The organism is Bradyrhizobium sp. NP1, from assembly GCF_030378205.1.
Classification (GTDB): domain Bacteria; phylum Pseudomonadota; class Alphaproteobacteria; order Rhizobiales; family Xanthobacteraceae; genus Bradyrhizobium.
On sequence record NZ_CP127385.1, the window covers coordinates 5361105 to 5386451 of the forward strand.

The window sequence follows — 25347 nt, forward strand, 5'->3', positions numbered from 1 at the left end:
GGCTTTGCGATGATGATGCGCTCCCTCCTCCTCGCCACCGCGCTGCTTGCGTTCGACGCGGCGACCGCGTTCGCCGAGACCACGGATGCGATCGCCGTGCCGGTGCTGCGCGCCAGGGTCACGGTGACCGGCGACGTGGTTCGGATCGGCGACGTCATCGACAATGCCGGCCCCGCCGGCGCAACCGCGATCTATCGCGCGCCCGATCCCGGCACCACCGGCACGCTGCCGGCGGCGCAGGTGCTCGCGGCCTTGCGGGCGCGCCAGGTGATCGGCGTCGACGCCCGCGACGTCCAGGAAGTCGTGGTGACGCGGCTCGCCCGCACGCTTTCGGTCAAGGACATCGAGCAGCAGGTGGCGCGCGCGATCGAGCATCGCGGCGGGCTTGGCGACGCCGCCAATATCAGCCTGACCTTCGACCGCGACCTGCAGGACATCCGGCTCGATGCCGCCAACACCGGCGCGCTCCAGGCGGTGGCCGCGCGCTACGATTCCCGCAGCACCCGCTTCGACGTCGCCTTCGAGATCGCCAACGAGAACAGCTCGACGCCGACCCGGCTGCGCTTCACCGGCAGCGCGATCGAGACGGTGGAAGCCGCCGTCGTGATGCGCGACGTCGATCGCGGCGATGTTCTGAAGGCTTCCGACGTCGTGGTCGAGCGACGCCCGAAGGCCGACATCTCCGGCGAGGCGGCAAGCCGCGACAAGGCGGTCGGCATGCAGCTGCGCCGTCCGGTCCGCACCGGCCAGGCGCTGAAGACGACCGACCTTGCGCGGCCAGACCTCGTGCAGCGCGACCAGGGCGTGACGATCATCTACCAGACGCCCGGCCTCTACCTCACCGTTCGCGGCAAGGCGCTCGACAACGGCACCGAGGGCGACGTCGTCAACGTTCTCAACCTGCAATCCAAGCGCACCGTCACCGGTGTCGTCGTCGCGCGCGGCCAGATCGCGATCCAGGCCGTCACCCCGCGCGCCGAACCCGAGGCCACCGCATCGATTGCGCCCGAACCCGCCGCCGTCTCCGTCGCGAGTTCCACTGCTTCAGTCACTCCAAAAGCCGAGTAAAGTTCATGTTGAAGTGCAGTAAACGTATCGTAACCGCCTCTACGCTGATCCTGCTCGGCACCCTTGCCAGTGGATGTTCTGCAATCGACCGCCTGTCGCAGATCGGCGAGACGCCGAAACTAAACGCGATCGAGAACCCGACCGCCCAGCCGGGTTACAAGCCGGTGTCGATGCCGATGCCGAAGCCCGAAACGGCGTCGTACAATCCGAATTCGCTGTGGCGGAACGGCTCGCGCTCCTTCTTCAAGGACCAGCGCGCGCATCAGATCGGCGACCTCCTGACGGTGACCGTCAACATCACCGACCAGGCCAATTTCGCCAACGAGACCCAGCGCAACCGCACCAGCAAAGAGGATTCGGGTGTTACCGATTTCCTCGGCGCCAAGACGCTGGGCGCGCAGGCGCAAAAGGTGCTGCCGGGCCGATTCCTGCAGACGGACTCGACATCGCAATTTGACGGCAAGGGCTCGATCCAGCGGCAGGAAAGCCTGCAGACCAACGTGGCCACCGTGGTGACCCAGGTGTTGCCGAACGGCAATCTCGTGGTCGAGGGCAAGCAGGAGATCCGCGTCAACTACGAGATCCGCGAGCTGATCGTCGCGGGCATCGTGCGGCCCGAGGACATCCAGAGCGACAACACCATCGAGTCCACCAAGATCGCGCAGGCCCGCATCTCCTACGGCGGCCGCGGCCAGATCTTCGACTTCCAGCAACCGCGCTACGGCCAGCAGGTCACCGACGTGCTGCTGCCGTTCTAGGCGAGAAACAGGAATCCTGGACGAAGACAACAACGCCCCCTCCCCTTAGCTGAGGGAAGGGTCAGGGAAGGGATCAGGCCAAAGCAGATACCCTCCCTTGCACGAGCTCCCACATCGTCATCAGCGAACCTAGGCGCGGATGATGATGGTTACGCGGCCTCCGGTAGCTCCCCTGCCGGAGGCCGCAATGCTTTTTGTCAATTCCAAACGCCAGGACGCGCCGACTCTTTGGGCCATAACCCGACATCTGAGGCCTGGTTCGAATGCGGTTATCCCATGATCCCTATATCGCGAACTCGGACAATGAAGCCTGCGCGCGACGCTCGAAGATGACCGCCCCCTGGCGCCTGGCAATATCGGCAGCTGTCGCGAAGGCTGATCGTGCTTCAGCCTTATTGCGACGATCACGCGCCAGTAAGCACTCGCCGCGCAAACGATAGATCTCAGGCAGATAGATGCCGATGCCTGCCTCGTCGATCCCCGCGATCGCGCGGTCGAGATGACCGAGCGCGTCCGCAGGCCGGCCGGCGGCAAGCAGCACTTCCGCGGCGAGGCCGAGATAATATTGCGGCAGCGGACCGACCGCGGTGGCGTTGGCGATCTCGGCGTCAATCAGGTGCACGGCGTCCGCGACGCCTGCGCCTGCCGCCGTCGCCCATCCGACGAGTATCAGGCTGCTCGCGCGCCACGGCGGCAGGCCGAACTTGTCCGCCAGCGCGGCCGCGCGATGCGCCGCCCTGTAGGTAGCCTCGCGGTCTCCGCCAAGCTGGTGGCCGATACCGGTGTTGTGCAGCCCGTGGCCGAGGCTGTTCGGATGATCGAGCATTTCGGCGAGCGCGATTGCCTGCTCGAAATGCTGCCTTGCGTGTTGTTGGTCGCCCGATAGCTGCCAAGAATTGCCGCACTGGGCATGCGCGCAAACGCCGGGATCGTGGCCGCCAAACGCGTGCGCAAGGTGACGGTGCCGCGTCATGTCGTAAAGCGCGATGGCCTGCTGGCAACCATCCAGCGCGCCGCGGACATCGCCACGAAAATGCGCCGTTGAAAACTGGCAATGATAGGCTTCGAGCAACAATTCGCCATCGCCGGACTGTTGCGCGAGCAACACCAGTTCACTGGCACGGTCACGCGCCAATGCCGTCCTGCGGCTCAGATTGGCGTTGATCCAGAGACCCCATTTGGCTTGAAAGGATGCGGGGCGGTCGCCGAGTTTCTCGCCGATCTCGCTGGCTTTGGTATAGGCCGTCTCGGCCTGAACGCTCTGCATGCCGTGCGCGACGACCGACGCCGAACCGAGCTTTAGCCAGAATTCCAGTTGCCGGCGCAGACCGTCCTGCGGCGACATGGTCTCGGCGAGCTTGAGACCCGCCGAGAAATGCGCGATCGCCTCCGCATAGGCCGAGCGGCTCACGGCCTGGTCGCCGGCGCGCATGCGGTAGTCGCAAGCGAGAGAGAGCTGCCCCGCTTTGCCGAAATGATACGCCAGCAGCTCCGGTTCCTTCGCGGCGATGTCGCCAAAGCGCTGCTCGAGCGCAAGACCGACGCGCCCGTGCCATTCTCGGCTGCGCATCAGCAACAGGCTTTCATAGGCGGCGTCACGCACCAGCGCGTGCTTGAAGTTGAAGCTCCGCTCGAAGCCACGCACCTCGGGAAACACAATTCCCGCGGCAACCAGCTTTGCCAGCATGTCTTCCAGTTCGTCGTTGTCCTTGCCGGCAACCGCTTCCAGCAAGGCAAAGGTGAATTGACGGCCGATCACCGCGGCAATTTGGGCCACCTCGCGCGCCCCGCCGAGACGGTCGAGGCGGGCCATCAGCGAATCCTTCAGCGTCGCCGGCACCGAATCCTCGCCTGCCGATTCCATTACACTTCGGGTCAGCTCTTCGACGAACAGCGGCACGCCATCGGTCTTGGCGATGATCGCGGCGATCGTGTCCGCCGCCAGTCCATGCGCGGCAGCGACGCTCGCGACCACCTGCATGCATTCGGGACGGCCGAGGCGTCCGAGCGTTACCAGCGTTGCGTGTGGCCTCGACAGCCAGGGCGGCGTGAAATCCGGTCGCGCCGACACCACGACAAGGAGCCGCGCGCGGGTGATGCTGTCGGCCAGTCGCGTCATCATTTCGAGCGTGGTGGCGTCGATCCAGTGCGCGTCTTCCAGCACGATCAACACCGAATTTCCATCGCGGACCCGAACCATGATCTCGACGATCACCGCGAGCATCGCGGCCTTGCGCTGCGCCGGCGACGCGGCGGGAGCCGCCTCAGTCAGGGGCACCGACAACAGCTCGGCCAACAGCGGCAGCGCAATGGGATCGGCGATGCTTCGCGCCGCGAGGAGCGCGCGGAGTTTCTCGGTACGCGCATCCGGTGTATCGGCAGGCGCAAAGCCCGCGGCGCGATTGAGATACTGGATGACGGGATAAAGCGCGCTATCGCTATGATAAGGTGAACATTGCAGATTGATGCGCGCATGCGCTTCGCCTGCGAGCTCTTCTTGGAGAGCTTCGATCGCGCGCGATTTTCCAATGCCGGCTTCGCCGATCACAGTCACGATCTGGCCTTCGCTATGCTGCGCCAGATGCCAGCGTTCGCGCATCAAGCCCATTTCATGTGCGCGGCCGATCAGCGGCAGGCCTCCGGTGCGGATCGCGGCAAAGCGGCTCTCGACCGAAGCTTCGCCGCACACGCGCCAAGCCGGCACCGGGCGGGCAAAGCCCTTCAGCTCGTGCTCGCCGGTGTGGGTGAGTTCGAACAGGCCACCTAACAATTTTTGGGTCGACTCGCTGACGAGGATGCAATCCGTCCCGGCCAGCGCCTGCAGCCTCGCGGCGAGGTTGGGCGTTTCACCGACGATGGTCCGCTCCTGCGCCATGCCGGTGCCGATGATTTCGCCGACCACGACGAGGCCGGTGGCGATGCCGATCCGCGTCTGCACGTGGGTGCCGTCGGGCATTTCGATTGCGCCGACTTCCGACAGAATTCCAATCGCCGCGCGAACGGCGCGCTCCGCCGCATCCTCGAAGGCGCGGGGAAACCCGAAATAGGCCAACACGCCATCGCCCATGAACTTGGCGACAAAGCCACCGTAACGCCCGATCGCGCCGGCCACCGCGTCCTGGTATCGCCGGATCAGGCCGCTGAGCAGCTCTGGATCTAGCTTCGCCGACAGCGCCGTGGAACCGACCATATCGGCGAACATCACGGTCACTTGTCGCCGCTCGGCATCGCCAGAGGCTGGCCCCTCTACGGCGGGTGATTTCTCCCCGGAGGAGAGCGGGCCGGCGGAAGAAGATTCGCCGTCGGCGTTGCGCGCCGCGATCGCCTTCAAAAGCCGGCGGCGATTACCCAAGGACAGGCCTAGTCGCTCGAAATCGTGGTCATCGAGGTCGGGCAGGATATCCAAGTCGATGTCGTTCGCCTCGAACGCGTCGGCGTATTGCTCCAGATTGTTCCCACGCAACCAGTCGCGAAGATCGCTCATGCAGTCGATTCCCAGCCTCATCAGGGAGTCAGACTGCCACATTTTATAGAACTTGGAGATGTGATTTCGATGGGCGGAGTGCCTTAGGTCTGCGTTGGGTCATTCGCGTCGTTTTGACCGTGGGTCGCTCAGTTCCGGTCTTCCCCGCTTAACGGACATCTTCAGAACCGGTCGGCATGTCTTAAGCGTGCCAATAGGCGACTTGAACGTGCTCTAGGTGGGCGTGCCTTGACCTCCAGGGTACTAGGTCTGCCCGGACAAGTTTATTTTCAGATAGTGAAGCCAATTACATTTGTCTGCTACTGGAGGGGCTAGCATTAACTCAGCTTCTTGCTTTTAAGGAGGCGCCTGATGCTAACAGCGATCAACAACCGAAACCCCGAACATAACGCTCGCGACTGGATGGTGACGCTTTTGGGTTGTGTCGGCCTTCCAACATTGGATGTGTTGCGAAGGAAGCGCGGTGAAAGCAAACCGAAGCTGCTCTGGAAACAATTTGACGATACCCATCATTGGGATTCAACCGCGGAGGAATGGGTCCCCAACGATCCGACGTGATCGCCATGTTCGACATTCACAGGCGCCCGTCATCGAGAGGCGGATGAATGCGGGTCAAAGGCGGCGGTCGAGGCCAGCGCAATGCTTTGCCCGATTTACCCTCGACAGCCGACGTGGCGGCACGCTCGCCGCGTGGTCATGCGCCCCAGTCAGGTCGTCAGACCTGGGGCTCGTTCAGTCTTCCGCGAAGTGACGCTCGGGACCGACAACAACGAGGCGTCAGCGCCCGAGCTGTTCTCGGCGGCACGGCCAGAGGATAGAAGTGGTGACGCCGTGAAAATCTGGAACCACACCCAGGTGGCCATGAGAGGGAAGAGGATCATCGGCGCACCTCGCGGATGAACATGCCCCAGTGCGAGCAGCTGATCCATTCACCATGATCGGTCATGTCATCGGCTCCTTGTGTAAAAGTATTCGAAGCGGCTCAGAATGAGGTGATCGACGCGACCTCGCGACGGCCTAGCAACCGCGACAAATGCCATCGATCATGCGGTCGAGCGCCGCGTTCTCCCGATTGATTGGATCGTTCGGATTCATCAGGTCTCTCTCCGATGGCGCTTGATCGGCACGCGGCTGGACATGCCCTCCTCCCAGTGCCTCCGGCAGCGCTTGCTGGCCTGAATTCATCGACGGCGCCGCGACCGGATTTTGCATGCCGGCCGGCGGCATCGGGGCGGCGATGTGCGGCTGTGGCAACCTCGCCGTTCGGGACGCATTGCCGGCGCCGCTCGGATCGACCGCCGTGTTGAACAATCCGCCGGCGTTCGCCGGGCCGCGCGGAATACCACTGATCGGCACATTTCCCGTTGCCGCCGAACCCGCAGGGCGCGCAAATCCGCCGTGCCCCCCATGTCCCCCGCCTCGCGCAAATGCGGCAGGAGGCGCCAGCACCAGGAACAATGCGATAGCGATCTGTGCTGCTCTGTTGGACATCAGGGAGTTCCTTGCGCTGCTCTGGAACAGCGAGCCGCAAACCTGATGTAAGTTCGCAATCCATCAGCACCATTAAATTGGATTTTAAGGGGTCAGAACCCGGGGCGCAGCGAGCTCTGCCTCCTCGGCCTCTTCCGTCGCGCGCTTGGTATGTTCGCAGAAGTTTGGCCCTGATTCCGTCAGGCTCCGCCCTCGCGTGGTGCGCAGGAGCAGACGAATGGGCGCATCGGTTGTGCTTCGACATTGTCGAATTCGTAGAGCTTCACGCACCGAGCAATAATTCCATCCTGGAATAACTTCTATTCCAGCCGGCCGCCCGCCTACTGACACGACGGTGGCGGCAGCGCACCGCTACGCAACGACCGTCTTCAAGGGGACGGCTCGCGCCGCGCCCAACTCCAGCGATTAAGGAAGCGACGATGTCGAGACTACAGAACAAGGTTGCCGTGATCACCGGCGGCACTAGCGGGATTGGATTGGCGGCGGCACAGCGGTTCGTCGCCGAAGGGGCGTTCGTCTATATCTTCGCGCGCCGTCAAAACGAATTGGACAAGACGATTGCCTCGATCGACCGGAACATCGCCGGCGTGCAAGGCGACGTACGCAAGCTCGACGACCTCGACCGCCTCTATGCCAGGGTCGCTTCCGATGGCCGCAAGCTCGACGTCGTGGTCGCCAATGTCGGCGCCGTCGACAGCGTGAAGCTCGCCGATGTCACCATCGAGAGCTTCTACTACAACTTCGACGTCAACGCCCGAGGCGTGCTATTCACGGTGCAGAAGTCGCTGCCGCTCCTGAACAATGGCGCATCCGTCATCCTGACCAGCACGATCGCTTCCCTGCGGGGCTTCCCCGGTCGCAGCGCCTACGCCGCCTCCAAGACCACACTGCGTTCCTATGCCCGGACCTGGACGATGGAACTCAAGGACCGCGGCATCCGGGTCAACACGATCACGCCGGGTCCTTGCGACACCCCGCTGATCGACGCCCAGGTTAGTTCGCCCGAGGAGGCGGCAGCCATCCGCGCCAAGCATGCCGCGAACATCCCGCTCGGCCGCATGGCCCGGCCCGAAGAGATCGCGGCCGCGATGCTGTTCCTGGCGTCAGAGGACAGCAGCTTCGTCGCCGGCAGCGAACTGCTGGTCGATGGCGGCATGTGCTCCGTCTGAGCCGGCCCAGGCGATCGTTTCCAGCGCGCTCAAACCGTCCGGCGCGTCGTTCACCCGACAGGCCCAAACGCGGCCGCTCCCATCTCGTAAAGAGGATTTGAATGCCAAAGCTCCAAGGAAAAGTCGCCCTCGTCACTGGTGGCAGCAGCGGAATAGGTCTCGCCACCGCCCAGCGCTTTGTTGAAGAAGGCGCGTTCGTCTACATCACCGGGCGCCGACAGACGGAACTGGACAAGGCGGTATCGCTGATCGGCCGCAGCGTCGCTGCAGTACGGGGTGACGTGTCCAACCTCGCCGATCTCGATCGGCTCTATGCCAAGGTCGCCAGCGAGAGGGGCAAGATCGATATCCTCTTTGCCGGGGCGGGCATCGTCGATCCTCAGCCGCTCGCCGAGACGACGGAGGAAAGCTTCGACAAGGTCTTTGCGATCAACACGCGGGGCTTGGCCTTCACGGTGAAGAAGGCCCTGCCGCTTCTGAATGACGGCGGGGCGATCATCGTGATCACCTCGATCGCCGAGAACAAGGGTATCCCCGGTTTCACCGCTTACAGCGCCACCAAGGCGGCGGTCCGCTCCTTCGTCCGCACGTGGACCGCGGAGTTGAAGGATCGTCGCATCCGGGTCAATGCGATCAGCCCGGGCCCGATCGACACGCCGATCTTCGAGCAGCAGGCGCCGACCAAAGAGGGCGCTGACCAAGCCCGCGCCCAGTTCGCTGCGGCCGTCCCGTTCGGGCGGCTCGGCCGCCCGGAGGAGATCGCGTCGGCCGCCTTGTTCCTCGCTTCTGAGGAAGCAGGCTTCATCGCAGGCGTGGACCTCCCAGTCGACGGCGGCATGACCGCGATTTGAAACGATCGGCGCGCCACCTTCGACGATCTCCTCGTTGAGGGCGGCGACCGCTCTTTGGGGCCTCCCAGAGCCTCACTCAAAGCCGGAGCGGTTGACCAGCGGCGGCAATGCGAACAGGCCGAAAGCGACCATTCCGAACGCCACGGCAACGAAATTCCATGTGACGTCGGCTTTTAGCCAGACCACCACCAAGCCTCCGAGCACTGCGATGGCGGCCCGAAGCAGAGCGGCGAGGACGGAAGCTTCCATTCGCCGCGTCGCCTGCCCGACGCAATAAAGAACATAGCCAAGCCCGAAGAATCCGAAAAAGGGCCCGACACGGTGCAGATATTCCGCGCCGACTTGCAGCACGGACGGGTCCTGGCTGAAGATTCCGATCCATTGCTCCGGAAAGGCCGCCGCGGCCAGTCCGACCAATTCGGTTACGGTGCAGGCCATCACCACACCGACCCACGACGCTTTGACGGCTCGTTCCATCTGACCGGCGCCGAGGTTCGCGCTGATCACGATTCCGACCGGACCGCCGATGCCGTAGGCAAGCGGGACCAGAAGAAACTCGAGCCGCGAGCCCGCGCCATAGCCGGCCAACGCCTCCACGCCGCCCATCGCCACATAGGCCGTGACGATCGCGAGCGTCAGATTGGTAGTGGCGGAGACGACGGCCGACATGCCGCCGACATGGAGGATCGCGAGCGCTGGCCCGAGCGAAAGTCTTGGCACGCGGAATGACGGCTTGAGGACGCCGAACCGGCCCCAGAGATAGGCTGCGTAGGCCAGCGTTCCGAAAGCGTAATACACCAGCATCGCCACGGCACCGCCGGTGGGACCGAGCCCCTGATAGCCAAACGCGCCAAAGATCAGTGCCGGCGAAAGCGGGACAAGGATCAGGGCGCCGCCGCACACCACGATGACGGGAACTTGCAGGTTGCCGGTGCCGCGAACCACCGCCATCAGGAGGTTGAACAACCAGATCAGCGTGGCGCCCGCAAAGATGGTCGACGAATAGGAGAGCGCGATCGCAAGAGCGTGTCCGGAGAGGCCCATCGCGGCGTAGAGGCCCGGACCCAGCACAACCATGATGGCCGTCGTCGCGACGCCCAGCGGAACGCCGAGGGCTGCAGCGTACCACGCATGGTCGCTTGCGGCGCTGACCCGGCCGGTCCCGAGGGCGCGCGCCACGGTGGTGACGAAGCCGCCGCCGATCGCACCTTGCGCGACCGCAAGCACGAGCGAAACCAGCGGGAAGACCGGCGCGACACCGGCAAGCGCGTCGACGCCGGTCCGCGATACGAAATAGACCTCGAGCAATCCAATCAGGATCTGGACCATCATGACCGTGGCATTGGGCAACGCGAGCCGCAGGATCATCGGCGCGATCGGCTTCTCCAGCAGCATCCGGGTGCGGGCGTCGACTGCGGCGGGGCGAACGTGGGACTGCCCGTTCTGGCAGCTTTCGATTGCCCGCGCGGAAACTTTCGAAAATCCGGCGCGCGCATCGCGCGATTCCTTGCGGCATTTATCGGATCGCGAAAGCTCGCTGGTTGGACATGACATGATGCCGGAAGCTTGCATGGCGGATGCTCCATCTTTGGAGCCGACGATTACTCCCGGCAGGGGCCGCTGATCGAACGATAAGATTTGACAACGCCTGTTAGCGCTTCTTACAACTGACGGATGGCTCGATTACCGCCGCTGGAGACCTTGCGGGTGTTCGAGGTGGCTTGCCGCCACGGCAGCTACTCCGAGGCGGCGCGCGAATTGCACGTGACGCACAGCGCCGTCAGCCAGCGCATCAGACAATTGGAAGAAGAACTGGGCCTGACGCTTTTCGAGCGGCAGGGCAACCGGATGGCGCTCACGTCAAGCGGACTCAAGCTGCAGGCTGGCGTCAAGAGCGCGTTCGCGGAATTGAGCGCATCGCTCGGCAGCATCAAGGCGGATCGGACCGAAGCAGAAATCACCGTAAGCCTGCTTCCGGTCATGGCGGCCCGCTGGCTGGTTCCGCGCCTTCCTCGTTTCAAGGCCCGGTTTCCGCGCATCAACCTGCACGTCAAGACGGCTCAGTCGCTGGCCAATTTCAAATCGGACGGCGTCGACATCGCCATCCGGTTCGGCATGGGCGATTGGAAAGGACTGCGGGCCATCAAGCTTCTCGATGAAGAATTCTTCCCGGTATGCAGTCCGGGCCTCAACGGCGGCCGTCTGCCGAAAGATCCTGCATCGATGTTGTCGGAGCCGCTGCTGATCGACCGCAACCTGTCGTGGCGCGCCTGGTTCAGGTCCGCCGGCTTGAAGCTTGATCGCGATATCGTGGGGACTTCCTTTACCGATACGAACGCGCTGATGGAGGCTGCCGTAGCAGGGCAAGGCATTGCGCTGGGGCGTCTGTCGGTCACGCGATCCGATCTGCTGGCGGGCAAACTGGTTCGCCTCTCCGAACACAGCTTGCGCGTTTCCTACTGCCACTATGTGGCTTACCCGGTCGCTTCAGAGTCCAACCCGGCCTTGGTGGCTTTCCGGGACTGGCTGATCGAAGAGGCCCGCCGTAGCTAGAAGGTTGTCCCTGGGCGGACGGTGCACTCGTCAATAAATCGCTCGCATGGATGGTTCACAAACCAACCACGCAGACCTACCATTGTTGGCGCAATTTTTGTCTTTGAGGCACCCTATCGGGGTCAGATGACCATGAGCCCAACAAGGAAGACGTGATCGTCGCGAGGAAAATTCAGGCCGCTGAGGCCGTTCAACCGGCGACCAGACGCATTCCGAGAAGAGCTGCATTTTCTGGTCGGATAACGAGGGAGGGAATTTATGAACATGTCATTGGCCCGCGCCCTGATTTGCTCGTTCACGATTGCCGGCTCCCTCTTCCTGGTGGAAGCCGCGCCGGCGCAAGGCATCTTCCGCACTGAGGTCTATCCGGTGCAGACAGTCACGCTCAGCACAACCGATTTCCTGCTCGGCAAAAAAGACGGCAAGCCCGCGATGATCGCGGGCGAGCTGCGCATACCGAAGCCCGGAACCGACCGACTGCCAGCCGTCGTCCTCATCCACGGCTCGGGCGGAGTCGGCTTCAATACCGGCATGTGGGTGGACGAGCTGAACAAGGCGGGTTTCGCTACATTTGTCGCCGACAGCTTCACAGGCCGTGGGATTACCAACACCATTACCGATCAAGCGCAGCTTTCATCCTACACGATGATGAACGATGCCTTTGCTGCGCTTGCCGTGCTCGCGAAGCATCCGCGCATCGATCCGGACAAGATTGCCATCATGGGTTTCTCGAAGGGGGCCGTCCCCTCGCTTTACGCCAGCATGGACCGTTTCCAGAGCGCCTACGCGCCCGAGGGCGCGAGCTTTGCCGCCTATATCGGTTTCTACACGCCCTGCAATACCGCGCTGATCGGTGACGAGAAAGTAAGCGCAAAGCCGATCCGGCTTTATCACGGCCTCGCGGATGACTGGGTGCCGGTCGGCCCGTGCCGCGATTACGTGGCGCGGCTGAAGAAGGCTGGCGCCAACGTGGAGCTCGTTGAATATCCCGGTGCCTACCATGCTTTCGACTACCAGACGATTCCGGGCACGATGCGGCTTCCGCAGGCGCAGACTTCGCGCAATTGCCGCTTCGAGGAAAAGCCGCAGGGCGTGATCATCAACAGCGATACCGGCCAGCCCGCCAGTTTCAGCGATCCCTGTATCGAGCGTGGCGTCACGATCGCCTATAATGCCGAGGCGACCGACGCCGCTCGCAAGGACGTCGTCGCGTTTCTCGGCAAGCTTTTCAACAAGTAACGAAGTAAGTGGACATCGGCATTCGTGGGTACCGCGCTCACTCTGCGCTACGTGAAGCTCGCCTTCACCGTGCCCAAGCCGTCAAGCTCCATGCGCACGCGGTCGCCGGCGGAAAGCCACACCGTCTTCACCAGGCTTCCGGTGAGCACGATCTGGCCGGCATGCAGGCCCTTGCCCTCGGCGGCGAGATGATTGGCGAGCCAGGCCAGCGCCTGGTGCGGATGGCCGAGCACGTCGGCGCCGCTGCCGCGGCCGGCCTCGGCGCCGTTGACGAGCGCGCGGCCCGTGACCTTGAGCAGGTCGGGCGCGGAGGAACGGGACACCGGCTTGCCGAGCACGCAGGCCGCGGCAAAGAAATCGTCCGCGACCAGCGTCGGCGCGCCCAGTGTCTCCCACTGCTCGTAGCGGTCGTCGACGATCTCGATCGCCGGAAAATAGGCCTCGATCGCCTCCATCACCCACTCGGCGGTGAACGGCTCTTCCGATGCCGAAAGGTTGCGCGCCAGCCGCACGGCGATCTCGCATTCGACGCCGACACGGACAAAGTCCGACGCCGCAAGCCGCACACCGGACTCATGGACGCCGCGCGCGAACACGCCGCCGGCGCATGGATGCGGGATGCCAAGATATTCCTGCATCACCTTGCTGGTGCAGCCGATCTTGTAGCCGACCAGCGCGCCGGTCTGCGGCAGCAGCAGGTCATGCACCGCGCGCTGGACGCGGTAGCCGTCGTCCAGCGTCCTGGGCGCGATGTCGGGCGCGAGCGCCGAAAGCCCGATGCGGTTGCGGCGGGCGGTGGCAATCGTCTGGGCGGCGGCAAGGATGGGGTCCATGACGGCCGAGCCTACTCCCGCCGATGGGGCGATGGTAGCCGCCTTAACGTGCCAAAGCTCCACGGCAGACGCCGCAGCGATCGGCTTGTTTTCGAAAACAAAAATGGCCGCAGTTCAACCGGAGCCTGATCGCCCCGGAAGCGGGCCGCATCCACCAATGAACCCTGAAGAGCGCCAACAAAAAAGGCGGCTGAAGCGCCGCCCTACTCGTCCCGATAAACCTTCTCGCGTTTCTCGTGACGCTCCTGCGCCTCCACCGACAGCGTTGCGATCGGCCTTGCCTCGAGCCGTTTCAGCGAGATCGGCTCGCCGGTCTCCTCGCAATAGCCGTATGTGTTGTCCTCGATCCGCTGCAGCGCTGCGTCGATCTTGGAGATCAGCTTGCGCTGGCGGTCGCGGGCACGCAGTTCGATCGCGCGGTCGGTCTCGGATGATGCGCGGTCGGCGAGATCGGGATGGTTGACGTTCTCTTCCTGCAGGGCCTGCAACGTGATCTTTGCTTCCCTCAGGATCTCTTCTTTCCAGGCCAGCAGCTTGGCACGAAAATACTCGCGCTGGCGATCGTTCATGAAAGGCTCTTTTTCGGAAGGCCGGTAGTTCTTCAACTTTTCCAAGGGCAGCCCACTCATTCGCGAAAGGCGAACGAAGGAGTTCCGTTCGCGCGCGCCTTATATAGCGACGACATGTCACAGACAATATCGGCAAGCCGCGCCAGCCCGCCGGCGACCGGCCGTGCACAGGCTAATCCGCCGGGCCGGCCCTGGCGGCCCGGGGGAACATCAATAGCCGACCGTGAAACGCTGCCGGACATGGGCGGGCCGCTCGATCTCGTCGGCCAGCGCCACGGCGAAGTCCTCAAAGGAGATCCAGCTTTTGCCGTCCGGGTCGGTCAGTAGCCGGTCACCGCCCAGGCGGAACCTTCCGGTCCGGTCCCCCACGGTGAACAGGGCCGAGGGCGACAGGAAGCTCCAGTTGAGCTCCTTTTCCTGCGCGAGGCGGTCGAGAAACGCGGCGCCTTTTTCGGCTTCCGGCTTGTAGGCGGCGGGAAAGTCCGCCGTGGTCACGAGCCGCACGCCCGGGGCGACCTCCAGGCTGCCGGCGCCGCCGACCACGAGGTAGCGGCCGACCCCGGCATCCCTGACCGCCCCGATCAGCCGCTCCGGGTCGCTGTCGAGGAAGCGGACGGAACTCACGGCAACATCCTGGCCGGCGAGCAGCCGGGTAAGCCCGGCGCGGTCCTGCGCGTCGCCCGCGACCGCGGTGACATGGGGGAGCGCGGCGATGTTTTCGGGGTGCCGGGCGATGGCGGTCACGGTGTGGCCGCGGCGGGCAAGTTCCGCTGTTATCCGCGAGCCAGCCTGCCCGGAGGCGCCGATGACGGCGATCTTCATGCGATTCTCCTATGGTAGTAACCAATGGTTACTAGATATCGCTTTACGTGCAGGTGTTAAGAGCGCACTTTAAGCCGACCAGCTAACGCCGGAGTAACCGCCATGAAGCGTGCCAATTGCTATGCCGCCGACTGCCCGACGCGGCAGATCCTCGATCGCATCGGCGACAAATGGGCGGTGCTGATCCTGCTCCTGCTGCGCGATGAGCCCATGCGGTTCAATGCGTTGCGGCGGGCGATTGAAGGGATTTCGCAGAAGATGCTGTCACAGGTGCTCAAGAGCCTGGAGCGCGACGGGCTGGTGCGGCGGCGCGCGATCGCGACCGTCCCCGTGACGGTCGAATATTCGATCACCCCGCTCGGGGCGACGCTCGCCGGCGCGGTCGATGGCTTGCGCGACTGGGCCGAGAGCAACCTGAAGGATGTGCTGGCGGCGCAGCGCCGCTACGACGCCCAGCTCAAGGCCGCATAGCAGTGGCTATGCGTGCGCGTGAAGAAAAGCGCGTCACAATGGAAATGGCGGCGTGAGATGGTTTTGATCGCCCGGTCACCGCGCGGACAGCATCAGCCGGTCACCGGGCGGGTGGAATCAGCACCGTCCGGTCACCGGGCGGACGCGATCAGAATTGGCCGGCCTTGGCGAGCTCGACCTCGACCCGCAATTCGATCTCGGACAGCACCGCGTCGAGGCCCGGATCACCCGAGGAGGTCTTCAGGTTGGCCGCGGCGTCGCGCAGCCGGCTCACCGTGGAACCGTCCAGCGTGCCAGACAGCAGCGACAGCTTGAGGTCGTCGAGCACGTCAAGCGCGCCCCTGCCCCGCTGCACCGATCGCCGCCGCCGCTCGGCCGGATCTTCCGCGATGCCCTGCAGCGCCAGCAGCGCATCGATGCCGGCGGCGGCCTTGGGCGCTGCCGCCTGCCGCGTCTCCTGGGCCGAGGTCGCATCCGGCAGCGTGAAGCCGCTCGATGAGGTCCGCCTGGTGCTCGTCGCCGGCGATCCAAGCGAGGTGCCGTTCGGTCCGTAGATGCGCATGGTGATGATCCCGCCGAGTTGAGGCGAGCATCGACCGGTTATGGTTAACGGGGCGTAAACAGCCCGGCAAAAACTGCCGCGCACGCGGCACTTTCGGTGCCACGGCAAGGATCGTCTGACCCGGCTCTCCACAATTTTAATGAAGGAAATCAGCAACATGGCTTTGCCGACGGGCGTGGCACGGCGCTCGCATGGAAGAATGCGGACCGTGGTCCGTCATGGGAGTGGCGGATCGGTCCTCAAGTCTTACGGCCTCAGGCGGGGAGCAGAGGATGTCGAGTGTTTACTGGGCAAGGTTGGTTGGCGCGGCGGGTGCCGTGCTGGCGGCGTTCGCGCTGTCGATGACGCCCGTGGGCGCGACCTCCCGCATCAAGGACCTCGCCAATATCGAGGGCGTGCGGCAGAACCAGCTCATCGGCTACGGCCTCGTCGTCGGTCTCAACGGCACCGGCGACACGCTCAACAACATCCCCTTCACCAAGCAGTCCCTGCAGGCGATGCTCGAGCGCATGGGCGTCAACATCCGCGGCGCCACCATCCGCACCGGCAATGTCGCGGCCGTCATGGTGACCGGCAACCTGCCGCCGTTCGCCACCCAGGGCACGCGGATGGACGTCACGGTCTCCGCGCTCGGCGACGCCAAGAATCTGATGGGCGGCACCCTGCTCGTCACGCCGCTGTTAGGTGCCGACGGCAACGTCTATGCGGTGGCGCAGGGCTCGCTCGCAATCGGCGGCTTCCAGGCCGAAGGCGCCGCCGCAACCGTCACCCGCGGCGTGCCGACGGTGGGCCGCATCGCCAACGGCGCCATCATCGAGCGCGAGATCGAGTTCGCGCTCAACCGGCTGCCCAATGTGCGGCTCGCGCTGCGCAACGCCGACTTCACCACCGCGAAGCGGATCGCGGCCGCCGTCAACGATTTCCTCGGCGCCAAGGCCGCCGAGCCGATCGATCCCTCCACCGTGCAGCTTTCGATCCCGGCGGAGTTCAAGGGCAACGTCGTCGCCTTCCTGACCGAGATCGAGCAGCTGCAGGTCGATCCCGACCAGGCCGCCAAGATCATCATCGACGAGCGAAGCGGGATCATCGTGATGGGACGCGACGTCCGCGTCGCCACGGTCGCGGTCGCGCAGGGCAACCTCACCGTCACCATCTCCGAGAGCCCGCAGGTGAGCCAGCCCAATCCGTTGTCGCGCGGCCGCACCGTGGTGACGCCGCGCACCAGCGTCGGCGTCAGCGAAGACGGCAAGAAACTCGCCGTGGTCAAGGATGGCGTGTCGCTGCAGCAACTCGTCGACGGGCTGAACGGGCTCGGCATCGGTCCGCGCGACCTGATCAGCATTCTGCAGGCGATCAAGGCCGCCGGCGCGATCGAAGCCGACATCGAGGTGATGTGATGCAGACGCCGTTCGTGCCCAGCCTCCCCTCCGGGACCGCGATGCCGAGCTACAATGGCCATCCGGACTACGACCTCGCCAACGCGCTCACGAAAGTCTCGCCGCAGCAGCAGGCCAAGGCCAAGTCCACCGCGACCGACTTCGAGGCGGTGTTCCTGAACTCGATGTTTTCGCAGATGACGAGCGGCCTCAAGGGCGACGGCCCGTTCGGCAACACGCCCGGCACCGGCATCTGGCGCTCGATGCTGACCGAGCAATATTCGAAATCCTTCGCCAGGGCGGGCGGCGTCGGCATCTCGACCGAAGTCTATCGCACCCTGATCCTGCAGCAGGCCAAGCGCGCGAGCTAACCGGGAGGACAACAGATGAGCCCACACGCACAACGACGCGAGGCACCCGCGCCGGCTCCGACCGCCACCAGCGCCGCCGAGGCGCGCAAGCTCGCCGAGAATCTGATGGACGCGATGAGCGCCCTGCTCGGCGTCATCGAGCGAGAGACCGAGCTGGTGCGTGCCGGCAAGCTGCGCGAGGCGATGGCGTTCGAGCCGCAGAAGAGCGAGCTGTCGCGCCGTTACGTCGCCGCGGTCGGACAATTGAAGGCGAGCCAGAAGTATCTCTCGCAGACTGCGCCGGATCTGTTGACCACGCTGCATCGCCACCACGACACCTTCCGCGCCATGCTGCAGGTCAACCTCACCGTGCTCGCGACCGCCCATGCGGTGTCGGAAAGCATCGTGCGCGGCGTCAACGCCGAGGTGCAGCGCCGCAACATTCCGAGCACCTACACCGCCGCCGGCCGCCAGGCTGCTCCCGGGCCGCGCCACATGACGCCGCTCGCGGTCAGCCGCTCGCTCTGAGCGCTCGCGCGAAAAGCGACATTTTTCTTCAAATGCCCGCGCCGCCTTCAGTGCGGCGTTCAGCGCGTTTGCTAACACGGTATTTGCACGGAGCGGATACGCTTGAAATCAAGGAGGGTCGGGATTTCATTTTAGGCGAGCCAGGAGGCTGCCATGAGTACCGATTTCAGCATCAGGCCGGTGGGGGCACCGGCCCCATCGCCTGTTGTGCCGCCGCCGAGCAAGGCCACGAACGAAGCGGTCACGACCGAGCTTCCTGCAAGCCAGAGCGTCACGGCGTCGGATGCTGCTGTGTCCGCGAGCAACGATCCGCAACTGGCGAGCACCGACATCTCGCATCAGGCGTACTTCGATCGGACCGCGGCCACGTTGGTTTATCAGGTGGTGGACCAGCGGACCGATCAGGTGGTCAGCCAATATCCTGACGATGCGGTGCTGCGCCGCCGCGCCTATTTCCACGCGCTTGATCTGACGAAAGCCTCCGCGCCGCGCGCGCTTCCGACCGACCGGGTCGCCTGAGCGCGGCGCACGTCGCGGCTGCACATTGTTTCGAGCGTTGCGCCGCTGGCGTGGGCGGGCGGTCAGGGCCGTCCGGACAAGCCCGCCGCGATATTGCAGTTGATGTCGATCAGCGACTTCAGCTTCGCGGGATCGGGGTCCATCTGCATTTCGATCGTCCGCTTGAGGACGAAGATGCCGATATTGGCGATGTTCTGCCGAACTTCGAGCGGCTGCGGATTATTGTTCTCTTCCACCGCACTCATGAAGATCGACCAGAGCCGGCGGTTGAACAGCAGCGCGTTGTACATCCTGCGGTCGGGGCCGGTCCAATTGGCCTGGACTTCCTGCAGCTGCCTGGCCGCCTTCAGCAGCGCCTGCGCTTCTATCTCCCGGGGATTTGCCGTCGTTTGCGAGGTGCGTGCGTAGGCTTGAGCGGCATGAGACATCCATCACCTTCGGGATACTGTTACGCGAAAACACGACCGTGAGCTGCACAAAATTTGTACGCGGTGGCTTTTAAAATATGGTTAGCGGCTGTTTGCATATTTGTCGGAACTAAAGCAGTCAGAAGTCGAAATGCGCGAGTTCGCGCGGCGCCGCCGCGGCACGCGAAAACGGCGGAGCTGACTCCGCCGTTTGATCGCCCTGCCCGGATGACTTCGGTTAGCGCAGGAGCTGCAGCACGCTGGCCTGGGACTGGTTGGCGAGTGCCAGCGCCGAGACCGCGATCGACTGGCGGGTCGATAGTGCCTGGCTGTTGGCCGCTTCCTCGTTGGTGTCGGCGAGCGTCAGGTTCGACGAGCCGGTCTGCAGCACGTTGATCAGATTCTTGTTGAAGTCCTGGCGGATCTGCACGATCGACAGGTTCGAACCGAGCGTGGAGGCTTCCGCGCGCAGCGTCGTGGAGGCGGCGTCCAGCGAGGTCAGGACCTTGTTGGCCGAGCTCGAGTCGAGGAAGTCAGTGCCCGCGGTCAGGTTGGCAAGACCGAGGCCGGCATCGTTGAAGGTGACCCCCTGGATGTTGAGGGTCGACCTTCCGGTTTCGTTGAACACGAGCTTCAGCGTGTCGCCGTTCAAGAGGTTGATGCCGTTGAACGAGGAGTCCTGCGCCGTCGTGTTGATCTGCGCCAGCACGTTGTTGTACTGCGCCACCAGGCTCGCGCGCGTCGCCTGCGAGTTCGGATCGGCCACCGGCGCGGAGCCGACCGCGGCGTTGAAAGCCTGGCTAGCCAAGGTCGCCGAGCCGCCGATCGTGCCGATGGTCGACGAAGCGGCGTCGTTCGAGGTCACGATGTTGAGGACGCCGGTGGTGGTGATGGTGGCCTGCAGGTTGTTGGCCGCCAGCGCCGCATTGAGGCCATTCAGCGTCGAGATCTGGCCGGGACCGGTGCCGAAGGTGATCGCCGTTGGCGTGCCGCCGCCCGTCGATGCGATGGTCAACGTCTCGCCTGCAAGCTGCGGCGGCCCCAGATTGGTGGTGCCGGCCGTGAGGCCGAGCTTGGCGAGCGCCGAGCCGCCGATCGTCAGGTTGCTGGTCGTGCCGGTGTTGAGCGTGACCTTGCCGCCGGAAACGCTCGAGGCCGTCGCGCTGCCAGTGACCTGGTCGATCGCCGCCAGCAGGTGGCCGACGGTGTCGCCGATGCCGATATTGGTGCCGGCGCTGACCGAACCCGTCACGAAGCTGAAGGTAACGCCATTCACCGTCAGGGTGTCGCCGGTCGAGATCGCCGACGACAGCGAATCGGTGTTGGCGGCGCCCGACAGCGTGGTGGCGGCGGTGATGGTCGCGGCCGCCGTGAGGTTGTTGTTGACGGCGGTGCCGGTGACCGAGTTGTTGATGGAGGTGCCGAGCAGGTTATTGGCGGTCGCCCCCGGGATCACCGCAGAAGTGACGGTGGACTTGGTCGAATAGCCGGTCGGGCTCTGCAGCACCTGGCTCGCGATCGACTTGGCGCTGGCGACAAGGCCCTGCAGCGAGGTGATGCCGGTATTTGCCGCCTGCAACACCTGGATGCCGTTGCTGATGCCGTCGAGCAGGTTCGAGATATCGCTGGCGCGGTTGTCGAGCCCCTGCGCGGTGAAGAAATTGGTCGGGTTGTCGAGCGCCGTGTTGACCTTCTTGCCGGTTGCAAGCCGATTTTGCGTTGTCGCCAGCAAGTCTGCCGTAGACTGCAGCGAGAGCAGATTCTGGCGAACCGATGCCGAAAGAACGATACCAGACATGTGTCAAAACCTTCCTCGTTATTCGGCGCAAGTTTTACGGCTACTCCTTTAAATTAAGGTTAATGCCGACTTAAGTTGTTTGATTAACGATTCCTTAACGGGAGCGGACGATCGGCAGCCGCGAAAACGCGCCCCGTAACGCAAAAACGGCGGGGTTTCCCCCGCCGTTTGGCTCTCGATTCAATATAATATGGCTTAGCGCAGCAGCTGCAGCACGCTGGCCTGGGCCTGGTTGGCGAGCGCCAGCGCCGAGATCGCGATCGACTGGCGGGTCGACAGCGCCTGGCTGTTGGCCGCTTCCTCGTTGGTGTCGGCGAGCGTCAGGTTCGACGAACCGGTCTGCAGCACGTTGATCAGGTTCTTGGAGAAGTCCTGGCGGATCTGCACGATCGACAGGTTCGAACCCAGCGTCGAAGCTTCCGAGCGCAGCGTCGAGGAGGCCGTCGTCAGCGTGGTCAGCGCCTTGTTGGCCGAGGCGTTGTCCAGGAAGTCGGTGCCTGCCGTCAGCGTCGACAGCCCAAGGCCAACGGCGTTGAAGGTCACGCCGGAGATGCTCAGCGTCGACTTGCCGGTCTCGTTGAACACGAGCTTCAGCGTGTCGCCGTTCAGCAGGTTGACGCCGTTGAACGAGGCGTCCTGCGCCGTGGTGTTGATCTGCGCCAGCACGTTGTTGTACTGCGACACCAGGCTCGCACGCTGCGCCTGCGAGTTCGGATCGGTCACCGGCGCCGCCGGGGTCTGGCCGTTGAAGGCCGCGCCGCTCAAGGTCGCCGAGCCGCCGATCGTGCCGATCGTCGAGGATGCCGCGTCGTTGGTGGTGGTGATGCTGATTTTGCCGGTCGCGGCATCGATCGTCGCCTGCAGATTGTTGCCGGCCAGCGCCGCGTTCAATCCGTTCAGCGTCGAGACCTGGCCGTTGCCGGTGCCGAAAGTGATCGAGGTCGCCGTTCCCCCACCTGTGGGATTGATCGTCAGCGTCTCGCCGGACAAGGCGGGCGGTCCGACATTGGTGGTGCTGGCGGTCAAGCCGAGCTTGCCAAGCGCGGTGCCGGAGATCACCAGGTTCTGGCTGGTGCCGGTGGACAGCGTGACCTTGCCGCTGTTGACGCTGGAGGCGGTGGTGGCGCCCGTCACCGTGTCGATCGCGGAGAGCAGGTGCGCAACGGTGTCGCCGACGCCGATATTGGTGCCCGTGGAGGTCGAGCCGGCAACGAACGAGAAGGTGGTGCCGTTGACGACCAGGGTGTCGCCGGTGGAGATGGCTGAGGCCAGCGAGTCGGTGTTGGCGGCGCCCGACAGCGTGGTGGCGCTGGTGATGGCGACGGCCGAGGTCAGGTTGTTGTTGACGGCGGTGCCGGTCACGGTGGCGTTGGTGCCGGTGGTGCCGAGCAGGTTGTTGGCGGTGGCGCCGGTGATGGCGGCCGAGGTGATGCTGGACTTGGCGGAGTAGCCGAGCGGGCTCTGCAGCACCTGGTTGGCGATCGACTTGGCGCTGTCGACCAGGCTCTGCAGCGAGGTGATGCCGGTGTTGGCGGCCTGCAGCACCTGGACGCCGTTGCCGATGCCGTCGAGCAGGTTGCCGATGTCGCTGGCGCGGTTGTTCAGCGACTGGGCGGTGAAGAAGTTGGTGGGGTTGTCGAGCGCCGAATTGACCTTGTTGCCGGTGGCGAGGTCATTCTGGGTGGTGGCGAGCAGCGAAGCGGTCGACTGCAGCGAAAGCAGGTTCTGGCGAACCGAGGCGGAAAGCACAATGCCGGTCATGATCATACCCTTCTGGTAGAATGCGAACGCAATCCCCGACCTTCAGTCGGGTGACCGGACGACGGTGAAAGGAAGTGGCTAACAAACCGTGAAGTAAGGCGGATCGGCGCCGGCCGTCGGTCCTCAGGGCAGCGCGAGATCATGACGTCCCCCGCCCCCGGCCCGCGCGCACAGCCCTGATATTGCTTGCCAATTCCGCAAGCCCCGCCGCGTTTACCAGCCGTTAACCTCAATCAGAAAGGATGATGAGACGTTAGCCAGCGGCATCGCTCCGCGCGAAAAGCGGCCGAAAACGATCCGCACATTGGCCTTAGTTGAACGCCGGCGTCAGAAGCGGCAACGGAGAACAGGCATGGCCCTCAAAGTCGAACTCAAGCCGCATGAACGCATCATCATCGGCTCCTGCGTCATCACCAACACCGATCAGCGCACACGGCTGCTGATCGACGGCGACAACATCCCGATCCTGCGCGAAAAGGACATCCTGACGCCGGAAACCGCGAACACGCCGGCCAAGCTGATCTACCTCGCGGTGCAGCTGATGTATATTTCGCCGGACCCGCAGGTCAATCACGGCACCTATTTCAACCTGCTGCGCGAGATCGTGACGGTGATGCCGAGCGCCTGGCCGATCATCGAAGAAATCAACAACCATATCCTCGCCGGCGATCTCTATCTGGCGCTCAAGGAAGCCAAGAAGCTGATCGCCTACGAAGCGAAGCTCCTCGAAGAAGCCACCGAGTTGCAACGGGCGGAGATGCGCCGCTCCGCCTGAGGCCGCGGCGCGGGCTGCCCCGCTCCTTCTTCACGAGCCGCGGATCATCCAGAACTCCGCTGGCCGGATCATTTGAAATGCGCCGATGAATCGCCGCGAGCGCCGGGCAGCCGCCAAGCAGGGCAAGGTCGACCTCAATCCAACGGGAACGGCAACGGCTGCCGCGTTCTATGAGGCCGGCCTCGGCCACATGCGGGCGGGACGGCATCTCGACGCCCGGCTCTGCTGCCAGCAGGCCCTTGGCCTCGATCCCGATCACGCCGACACCCAGCATCTGCTGGGACTGTTGAGCTTCCACGCCAGGCAGTTCGACCATGCCGTGGAATGGATCTCGCGCGCACTCAAGCAGCAACCCAGACCCCAATATCTGACGAGTCTGGGCACCGCGCTACTCAATCTGGGCCGGCGCGAGGACGCCGTCAGGGCGTTCGACACGGCGGTACGGCTCAAGCCCGACGATGCGGACCTGTGGCGAAACCTCGGTAACGTCCTGGTCGATGCCGAACGCCCGGCGGATGCGATCCTGAGCTTCCAGCACGCGCTTGCGCTGGATCCGAGCCATTGGGACGCGGCGTTCAAGGCCGGCGTGCTGCTCCAGGAAGCCGCGCGGTTCGAGGAGGCCCTCACTTATCTCAATCTCTGCAACCGCCTGCAGCCCCGCCATGCCCAGACGCTGCAGAGGCGCGGGCTTGCGCTGTACGGCCTCGGGCGGTTCGAGGATGCGCTTGCCGATGCGCGATCGGCCTCGGCGCTGGAGCCGGCGGACGCGTTTAGCTGCAACAATGTCGGCACCGCCCTGCAATCGCTCGGCCGGCATGACGAAGCGCTGTCCTGGTTCGACAGGACGCTCGCGCTTTGCCCGAACAAGGTGGAAACCCTCAACAACAAGGCCTGTTCGCTTGTCGAACTGCACCGCTTCGATGAAGCCTTCGCGGTTTATGAGCAGGCGCAGCGCATCGATCCCGGCAATGCGCTGACCGAGTGGAACGTGGCGCTGCTCCACATGCTGACCGGCAATTTCGAGGCCGGCTGGGCCGGACGAGAGGCGCGCTGGAACGTGGCCGCCCTGCAATCAACCGGGCCGGCGCGGCTTTCCAGGCCGATGTGGCGCGGCGAGCCGATCTCCGGCCAGACGATCCTGCTCCACTCCGACGAAGGGCTCGGCGACTCCATCCAGTATTCGCGCTATGCGCCGATGGTGGCGGCGCGCGGCGCGCGGGTCGTTCTCGCGGTCGAGCCCGCCATCCAGCCGCTGCTTGCGGGATTGAGCGGCGTCGCGGAATGCATCGCGTCCGGCGCGGCACTGCCGCCCTATGACCTGCATTGTGCGCTGTCGAGCCTGCCGCTGGTGTTCAAAACGACGCTCGACACCATCCCGGCCGCCACCTCCTATCTGCCTGCCGTCGACGCCGAGCGCATGCGAGCGTGGGAACAGCGGCTTGGCCCCCGCACCCGGCCGCGGGTCGGCCTCGTCTGGACAGGCAACCCCAAACACAGGAACGATCACAACCGTTCGATCCCGCTTCGGATGCTGAAGCCCATCCTCGACCTCGACGCGACTTTCGTCAGCCTGCAGAAGGAACCGCGGCCCGCGGATCAGGCCGTGCTCGCCGAGCGAGGGGAAATCATCGATCTTGCGGCCGACCTCACCGACTTCACGCAGACGGCGGCGCTGGCGTGCTGTCTCGATCTCGTGATCACCGTCGATACCAGTGTCGCGCACCTTGCGGCTGCGCTCGGCCGCCCGACCTGGATCCTGCTGCCCTACACGCCCGACTATCGCTGGCTGCTCGATCGCGAGGACAATCCCTGGTATCCGACGGTGCGCCTGTTCCGGCAATCCGCGACACGCGATTACGCCGGTGTCGTCGATCGGGTGCGGGCCGAACTTGCCGCGCTGATCTCGGCCGGCACCGCTTGATCCGCGGGCACGGCGACGACGGCGGCCGGACTGCGGCCGCCC

At 64.4% G+C, this 25347-nt stretch carries 23 protein-coding genes; 14 read left to right on the plus strand and 9 right to left on the minus strand.

The features are described 5' to 3' along the window. Positions 1-12 precede the first annotated feature (12 nt). Positions 13-1068 carry a flagellar basal body P-ring formation chaperone FlgA gene (flgA, locus tag QOU61_RS26080; protein WP_289661765.1) on the plus strand — a complete coding sequence of 352 codons (1056 nt, stop codon included), beginning with the start codon at positions 13-15 and terminating at the stop codon, positions 1066-1068. A gap of 5 nt (positions 1069-1073) precedes the next feature. Then, the gene (gene flgH / locus QOU61_RS26085; RefSeq protein ID WP_289654073.1) at positions 1074-1826 is read left to right on the plus strand and encodes a flagellar basal body L-ring protein FlgH; all 753 of its coding nucleotides are present in this window, start codon (positions 1074-1076) and stop codon (positions 1824-1826) included. Between the two features lie 283 nt (positions 1827-2109). Here the strand turns inward: flgH and QOU61_RS26090 are convergent, their stop codons facing one another. Then, positions 2110-5310: an adenylate/guanylate cyclase domain-containing protein gene (locus tag QOU61_RS26090; protein ID WP_289654075.1), complete on the minus strand. Its 3201-nt coding sequence runs from the start codon at positions 5308-5310 to the stop codon at positions 2110-2112. 351 nt (positions 5311-5661) lie between these two features. On the opposite strand from QOU61_RS26090, the gene QOU61_RS26095 reads away from it, so the two are divergent. The 3 genes from QOU61_RS26095 (at position 5662) to QOU61_RS26105 (ending at position 8821) form a co-directional block, all read left to right on the plus strand. Continuing rightward, a complete protein-coding gene (locus QOU61_RS26095; RefSeq protein ID WP_289654076.1) occupies positions 5662-5868 on the plus strand; it encodes a hypothetical protein in 207 nt (68 codons plus the stop codon). Positions 5869-7220: 1352 nt separating this feature from the next. Next, complete coding sequence (locus QOU61_RS26100) at positions 7221-7970, plus strand: SDR family NAD(P)-dependent oxidoreductase (protein WP_289654077.1); 750 nt, start codon at positions 7221-7223, stop codon at positions 7968-7970. Between the two features lie 101 nt (positions 7971-8071). Continuing rightward, positions 8072-8821, plus strand: a complete 750-nt coding sequence (locus QOU61_RS26105) for an SDR family NAD(P)-dependent oxidoreductase (RefSeq protein ID WP_289654078.1) — start codon at positions 8072-8074, stop codon at positions 8819-8821. A gap of 72 nt (positions 8822-8893) precedes the next feature. Here QOU61_RS26105 and QOU61_RS26110 read toward each other — a convergent pair whose 3' ends face one another. Continuing rightward, on the minus strand, positions 8894-10393 hold the full coding sequence (locus QOU61_RS26110) for an MATE family efflux transporter (RefSeq protein WP_289654079.1): 1500 nt from the start codon (positions 10391-10393) through the stop codon (positions 8894-8896). Positions 10394-10528: 135 nt separating this feature from the next. On the opposite strand from QOU61_RS26110, the gene QOU61_RS26115 reads away from it, so the two are divergent. Continuing rightward, the gene (locus QOU61_RS26115) at positions 10529-11374 is read left to right on the plus strand and encodes a LysR substrate-binding domain-containing protein (protein ID WP_289654080.1); all 846 of its coding nucleotides are present in this window, start codon (positions 10529-10531) and stop codon (positions 11372-11374) included. 270 nt (positions 11375-11644) lie between these two features. After that, positions 11645-12613 carry a dienelactone hydrolase family protein gene (locus QOU61_RS26120; protein WP_289654081.1) on the plus strand — a complete coding sequence of 323 codons (969 nt, stop codon included), beginning with the start codon at positions 11645-11647 and terminating at the stop codon, positions 12611-12613. 47 nt (positions 12614-12660) lie between these two features. Here QOU61_RS26120 and QOU61_RS26125 read toward each other — a convergent pair whose 3' ends face one another. From QOU61_RS26125 to QOU61_RS26135, 3 genes are all read right to left on the minus strand, one after another. Continuing rightward, positions 12661-13446 carry a 2-keto-4-pentenoate hydratase gene (locus tag QOU61_RS26125; RefSeq protein WP_289654082.1) on the minus strand — a complete coding sequence of 262 codons (786 nt, stop codon included), beginning with the start codon at positions 13444-13446 and terminating at the stop codon, positions 12661-12663. 203 nt (positions 13447-13649) lie between these two features. After that, positions 13650-14015 carry an RNA polymerase-binding protein DksA gene (gene dksA / locus QOU61_RS26130; RefSeq protein WP_289654083.1) on the minus strand — a complete coding sequence of 122 codons (366 nt, stop codon included), beginning with the start codon at positions 14013-14015 and terminating at the stop codon, positions 13650-13652. Positions 14016-14225: 210 nt separating this feature from the next. Beyond that, positions 14226-14837, minus strand: a complete 612-nt coding sequence (locus QOU61_RS26135) for an NAD(P)-dependent oxidoreductase (protein ID WP_289654084.1) — start codon at positions 14835-14837, stop codon at positions 14226-14228. Between the two features lie 102 nt (positions 14838-14939). Here QOU61_RS26135 and QOU61_RS26140 point away from each other — a divergent pair, with 102 nt between their 5' ends. Further along, positions 14940-15308, plus strand: a complete 369-nt coding sequence (locus QOU61_RS26140) for a winged helix-turn-helix transcriptional regulator (protein WP_289654085.1) — start codon at positions 14940-14942, stop codon at positions 15306-15308. Positions 15309-15456: 148 nt separating this feature from the next. Here the strand turns inward: QOU61_RS26140 and QOU61_RS26145 are convergent, their stop codons facing one another. Then, positions 15457-15870: a flagellar assembly protein FliX gene (locus QOU61_RS26145; protein WP_289654086.1), complete on the minus strand. Its 414-nt coding sequence runs from the start codon at positions 15868-15870 to the stop codon at positions 15457-15459. 272 nt (positions 15871-16142) lie between these two features. Here QOU61_RS26145 and QOU61_RS26150 point away from each other — a divergent pair, with 272 nt between their 5' ends. The 4 genes from QOU61_RS26150 (at position 16143) to QOU61_RS26165 (ending at position 18643) form a co-directional block, all read left to right on the plus strand. Next, complete coding sequence (locus QOU61_RS26150) at positions 16143-17267, plus strand: flagellar basal body P-ring protein FlgI (RefSeq protein WP_289654088.1); 1125 nt, start codon at positions 16143-16145, stop codon at positions 17265-17267. Continuing rightward, positions 17267-17617 (plus strand): flagellar assembly peptidoglycan hydrolase FlgJ, encoded by a 351-nt coding sequence (gene flgJ, locus QOU61_RS26155; RefSeq protein ID WP_502876823.1) that lies wholly within the window; start codon positions 17267-17269, stop codon positions 17615-17617. The genes QOU61_RS26150 and flgJ overlap by 1 nt, the downstream gene beginning before the upstream one ends. Before the next feature lie 15 nt (positions 17618-17632). Continuing rightward, complete coding sequence (locus QOU61_RS26160) at positions 17633-18124, plus strand: hypothetical protein (RefSeq protein ID WP_289654090.1); 492 nt, start codon at positions 17633-17635, stop codon at positions 18122-18124. Between the two features lie 153 nt (positions 18125-18277). Then, complete coding sequence (locus QOU61_RS26165) at positions 18278-18643, plus strand: hypothetical protein (RefSeq protein ID WP_289654091.1); 366 nt, start codon at positions 18278-18280, stop codon at positions 18641-18643. A 62-nt stretch (positions 18644-18705) separates the two neighbouring features. Here QOU61_RS26165 and flaF read toward each other — a convergent pair whose 3' ends face one another. The 3 genes from flaF to QOU61_RS26180 form a co-directional block, all read right to left on the minus strand. Continuing rightward, positions 18706-19071, minus strand: a complete 366-nt coding sequence (gene flaF, locus QOU61_RS26170; protein WP_289654093.1) for a flagellar biosynthesis regulator FlaF — start codon at positions 19069-19071, stop codon at positions 18706-18708. Between the two features lie 217 nt (positions 19072-19288). Next, positions 19289-20848: a flagellin N-terminal helical domain-containing protein gene (locus QOU61_RS26175; RefSeq protein ID WP_289654094.1), complete on the minus strand. Its 1560-nt coding sequence runs from the start codon at positions 20846-20848 to the stop codon at positions 19289-19291. Positions 20849-21043: 195 nt separating this feature from the next. Next, positions 21044-22609 (minus strand): flagellin N-terminal helical domain-containing protein, encoded by a 1566-nt coding sequence (locus QOU61_RS26180; RefSeq protein ID WP_289654096.1) that lies wholly within the window; start codon positions 22607-22609, stop codon positions 21044-21046. A gap of 352 nt (positions 22610-22961) precedes the next feature. On the opposite strand from QOU61_RS26180, the gene flbT reads away from it, so the two are divergent. Beyond that, on the plus strand, positions 22962-23384 hold the full coding sequence (flbT, locus tag QOU61_RS26185) for a flagellar biosynthesis repressor FlbT (RefSeq protein ID WP_289654098.1): 423 nt from the start codon (positions 22962-22964) through the stop codon (positions 23382-23384). 85 nt (positions 23385-23469) lie between these two features. Further along, positions 23470-25305, plus strand: a complete 1836-nt coding sequence (locus QOU61_RS26190; protein ID WP_289654100.1) for a tetratricopeptide repeat-containing glycosyltransferase family protein — start codon at positions 23470-23472, stop codon at positions 25303-25305. Positions 25306-25347 lie beyond the last annotated feature (42 nt).

Bases quoted from the DNA above. Each gene is read 5' to 3' on its own strand.
- QOU61_RS26095 (WP_289654076.1), top strand. From the start codon at position 5,662: ATGCTAACAGCGATCAACAACCGAAACCCCGAACATAACGCTCGCGAC.
- QOU61_RS26175 (WP_289654094.1), bottom strand. From the start codon at position 20,848: ATGTCTGGTATCGTTCTTTCGGCATCGGTTCGCCAGAATCTGCTCTCG.
- QOU61_RS26100 (WP_289654077.1), top strand. From the start codon at position 7,221: ATGTCGAGACTACAGAACAAGGTTGCCGTGATCACCGGCGGCACTAGC.
- flgH (WP_289654073.1), top strand. From the start codon at position 1,074: ATGTTGAAGTGCAGTAAACGTATCGTAACCGCCTCTACGCTGATCCTG.
- flaF (WP_289654093.1), bottom strand. From the start codon at position 19,071: ATGTCTCATGCCGCTCAAGCCTACGCACGCACCTCGCAAACGACGGCA.
- QOU61_RS26140 (WP_289654085.1), top strand. From the start codon at position 14,940: ATGAAGCGTGCCAATTGCTATGCCGCCGACTGCCCGACGCGGCAGATC.
- QOU61_RS26160 (WP_289654090.1), top strand. From the start codon at position 17,633: ATGAGCCCACACGCACAACGACGCGAGGCACCCGCGCCGGCTCCGACC.
- QOU61_RS26105 (WP_289654078.1), top strand. From the start codon at position 8,072: ATGCCAAAGCTCCAAGGAAAAGTCGCCCTCGTCACTGGTGGCAGCAGC.
- QOU61_RS26190 (WP_289654100.1), top strand. From the start codon at position 23,470: ATGAATCGCCGCGAGCGCCGGGCAGCCGCCAAGCAGGGCAAGGTCGAC.
- QOU61_RS26090 (WP_289654075.1), bottom strand. From the start codon at position 5,310: ATGAGCGATCTTCGCGACTGGTTGCGTGGGAACAATCTGGAGCAATAC.
- flbT (WP_289654098.1), top strand. From the start codon at position 22,962: ATGGCCCTCAAAGTCGAACTCAAGCCGCATGAACGCATCATCATCGGC.
- flgJ (WP_502876823.1), top strand. From the start codon at position 17,267: ATGCAGACGCCGTTCGTGCCCAGCCTCCCCTCCGGGACCGCGATGCCG.
- QOU61_RS26135 (WP_289654084.1), bottom strand. From the start codon at position 14,837: ATGAAGATCGCCGTCATCGGCGCCTCCGGGCAGGCTGGCTCGCGGATA.
- dksA (WP_289654083.1), bottom strand. From the start codon at position 14,015: ATGAACGATCGCCAGCGCGAGTATTTTCGTGCCAAGCTGCTGGCCTGG.
- QOU61_RS26180 (WP_289654096.1), bottom strand. From the start codon at position 22,609: ATGACCGGCATTGTGCTTTCCGCCTCGGTTCGCCAGAACCTGCTTTCG.
- QOU61_RS26145 (WP_289654086.1), bottom strand. From the start codon at position 15,870: ATGCGCATCTACGGACCGAACGGCACCTCGCTTGGATCGCCGGCGACG.
- QOU61_RS26125 (WP_289654082.1), bottom strand. From the start codon at position 13,446: ATGGACCCCATCCTTGCCGCCGCCCAGACGATTGCCACCGCCCGCCGC.
- QOU61_RS26110 (WP_289654079.1), bottom strand. From the start codon at position 10,393: ATGCAAGCTTCCGGCATCATGTCATGTCCAACCAGCGAGCTTTCGCGA.
- QOU61_RS26150 (WP_289654088.1), top strand. From the start codon at position 16,143: ATGTCGAGTGTTTACTGGGCAAGGTTGGTTGGCGCGGCGGGTGCCGTG.
- flgA (WP_289661765.1), top strand. From the start codon at position 13: ATGATGCGCTCCCTCCTCCTCGCCACCGCGCTGCTTGCGTTCGACGCG.
- QOU61_RS26165 (WP_289654091.1), top strand. From the start codon at position 18,278: ATGAGTACCGATTTCAGCATCAGGCCGGTGGGGGCACCGGCCCCATCG.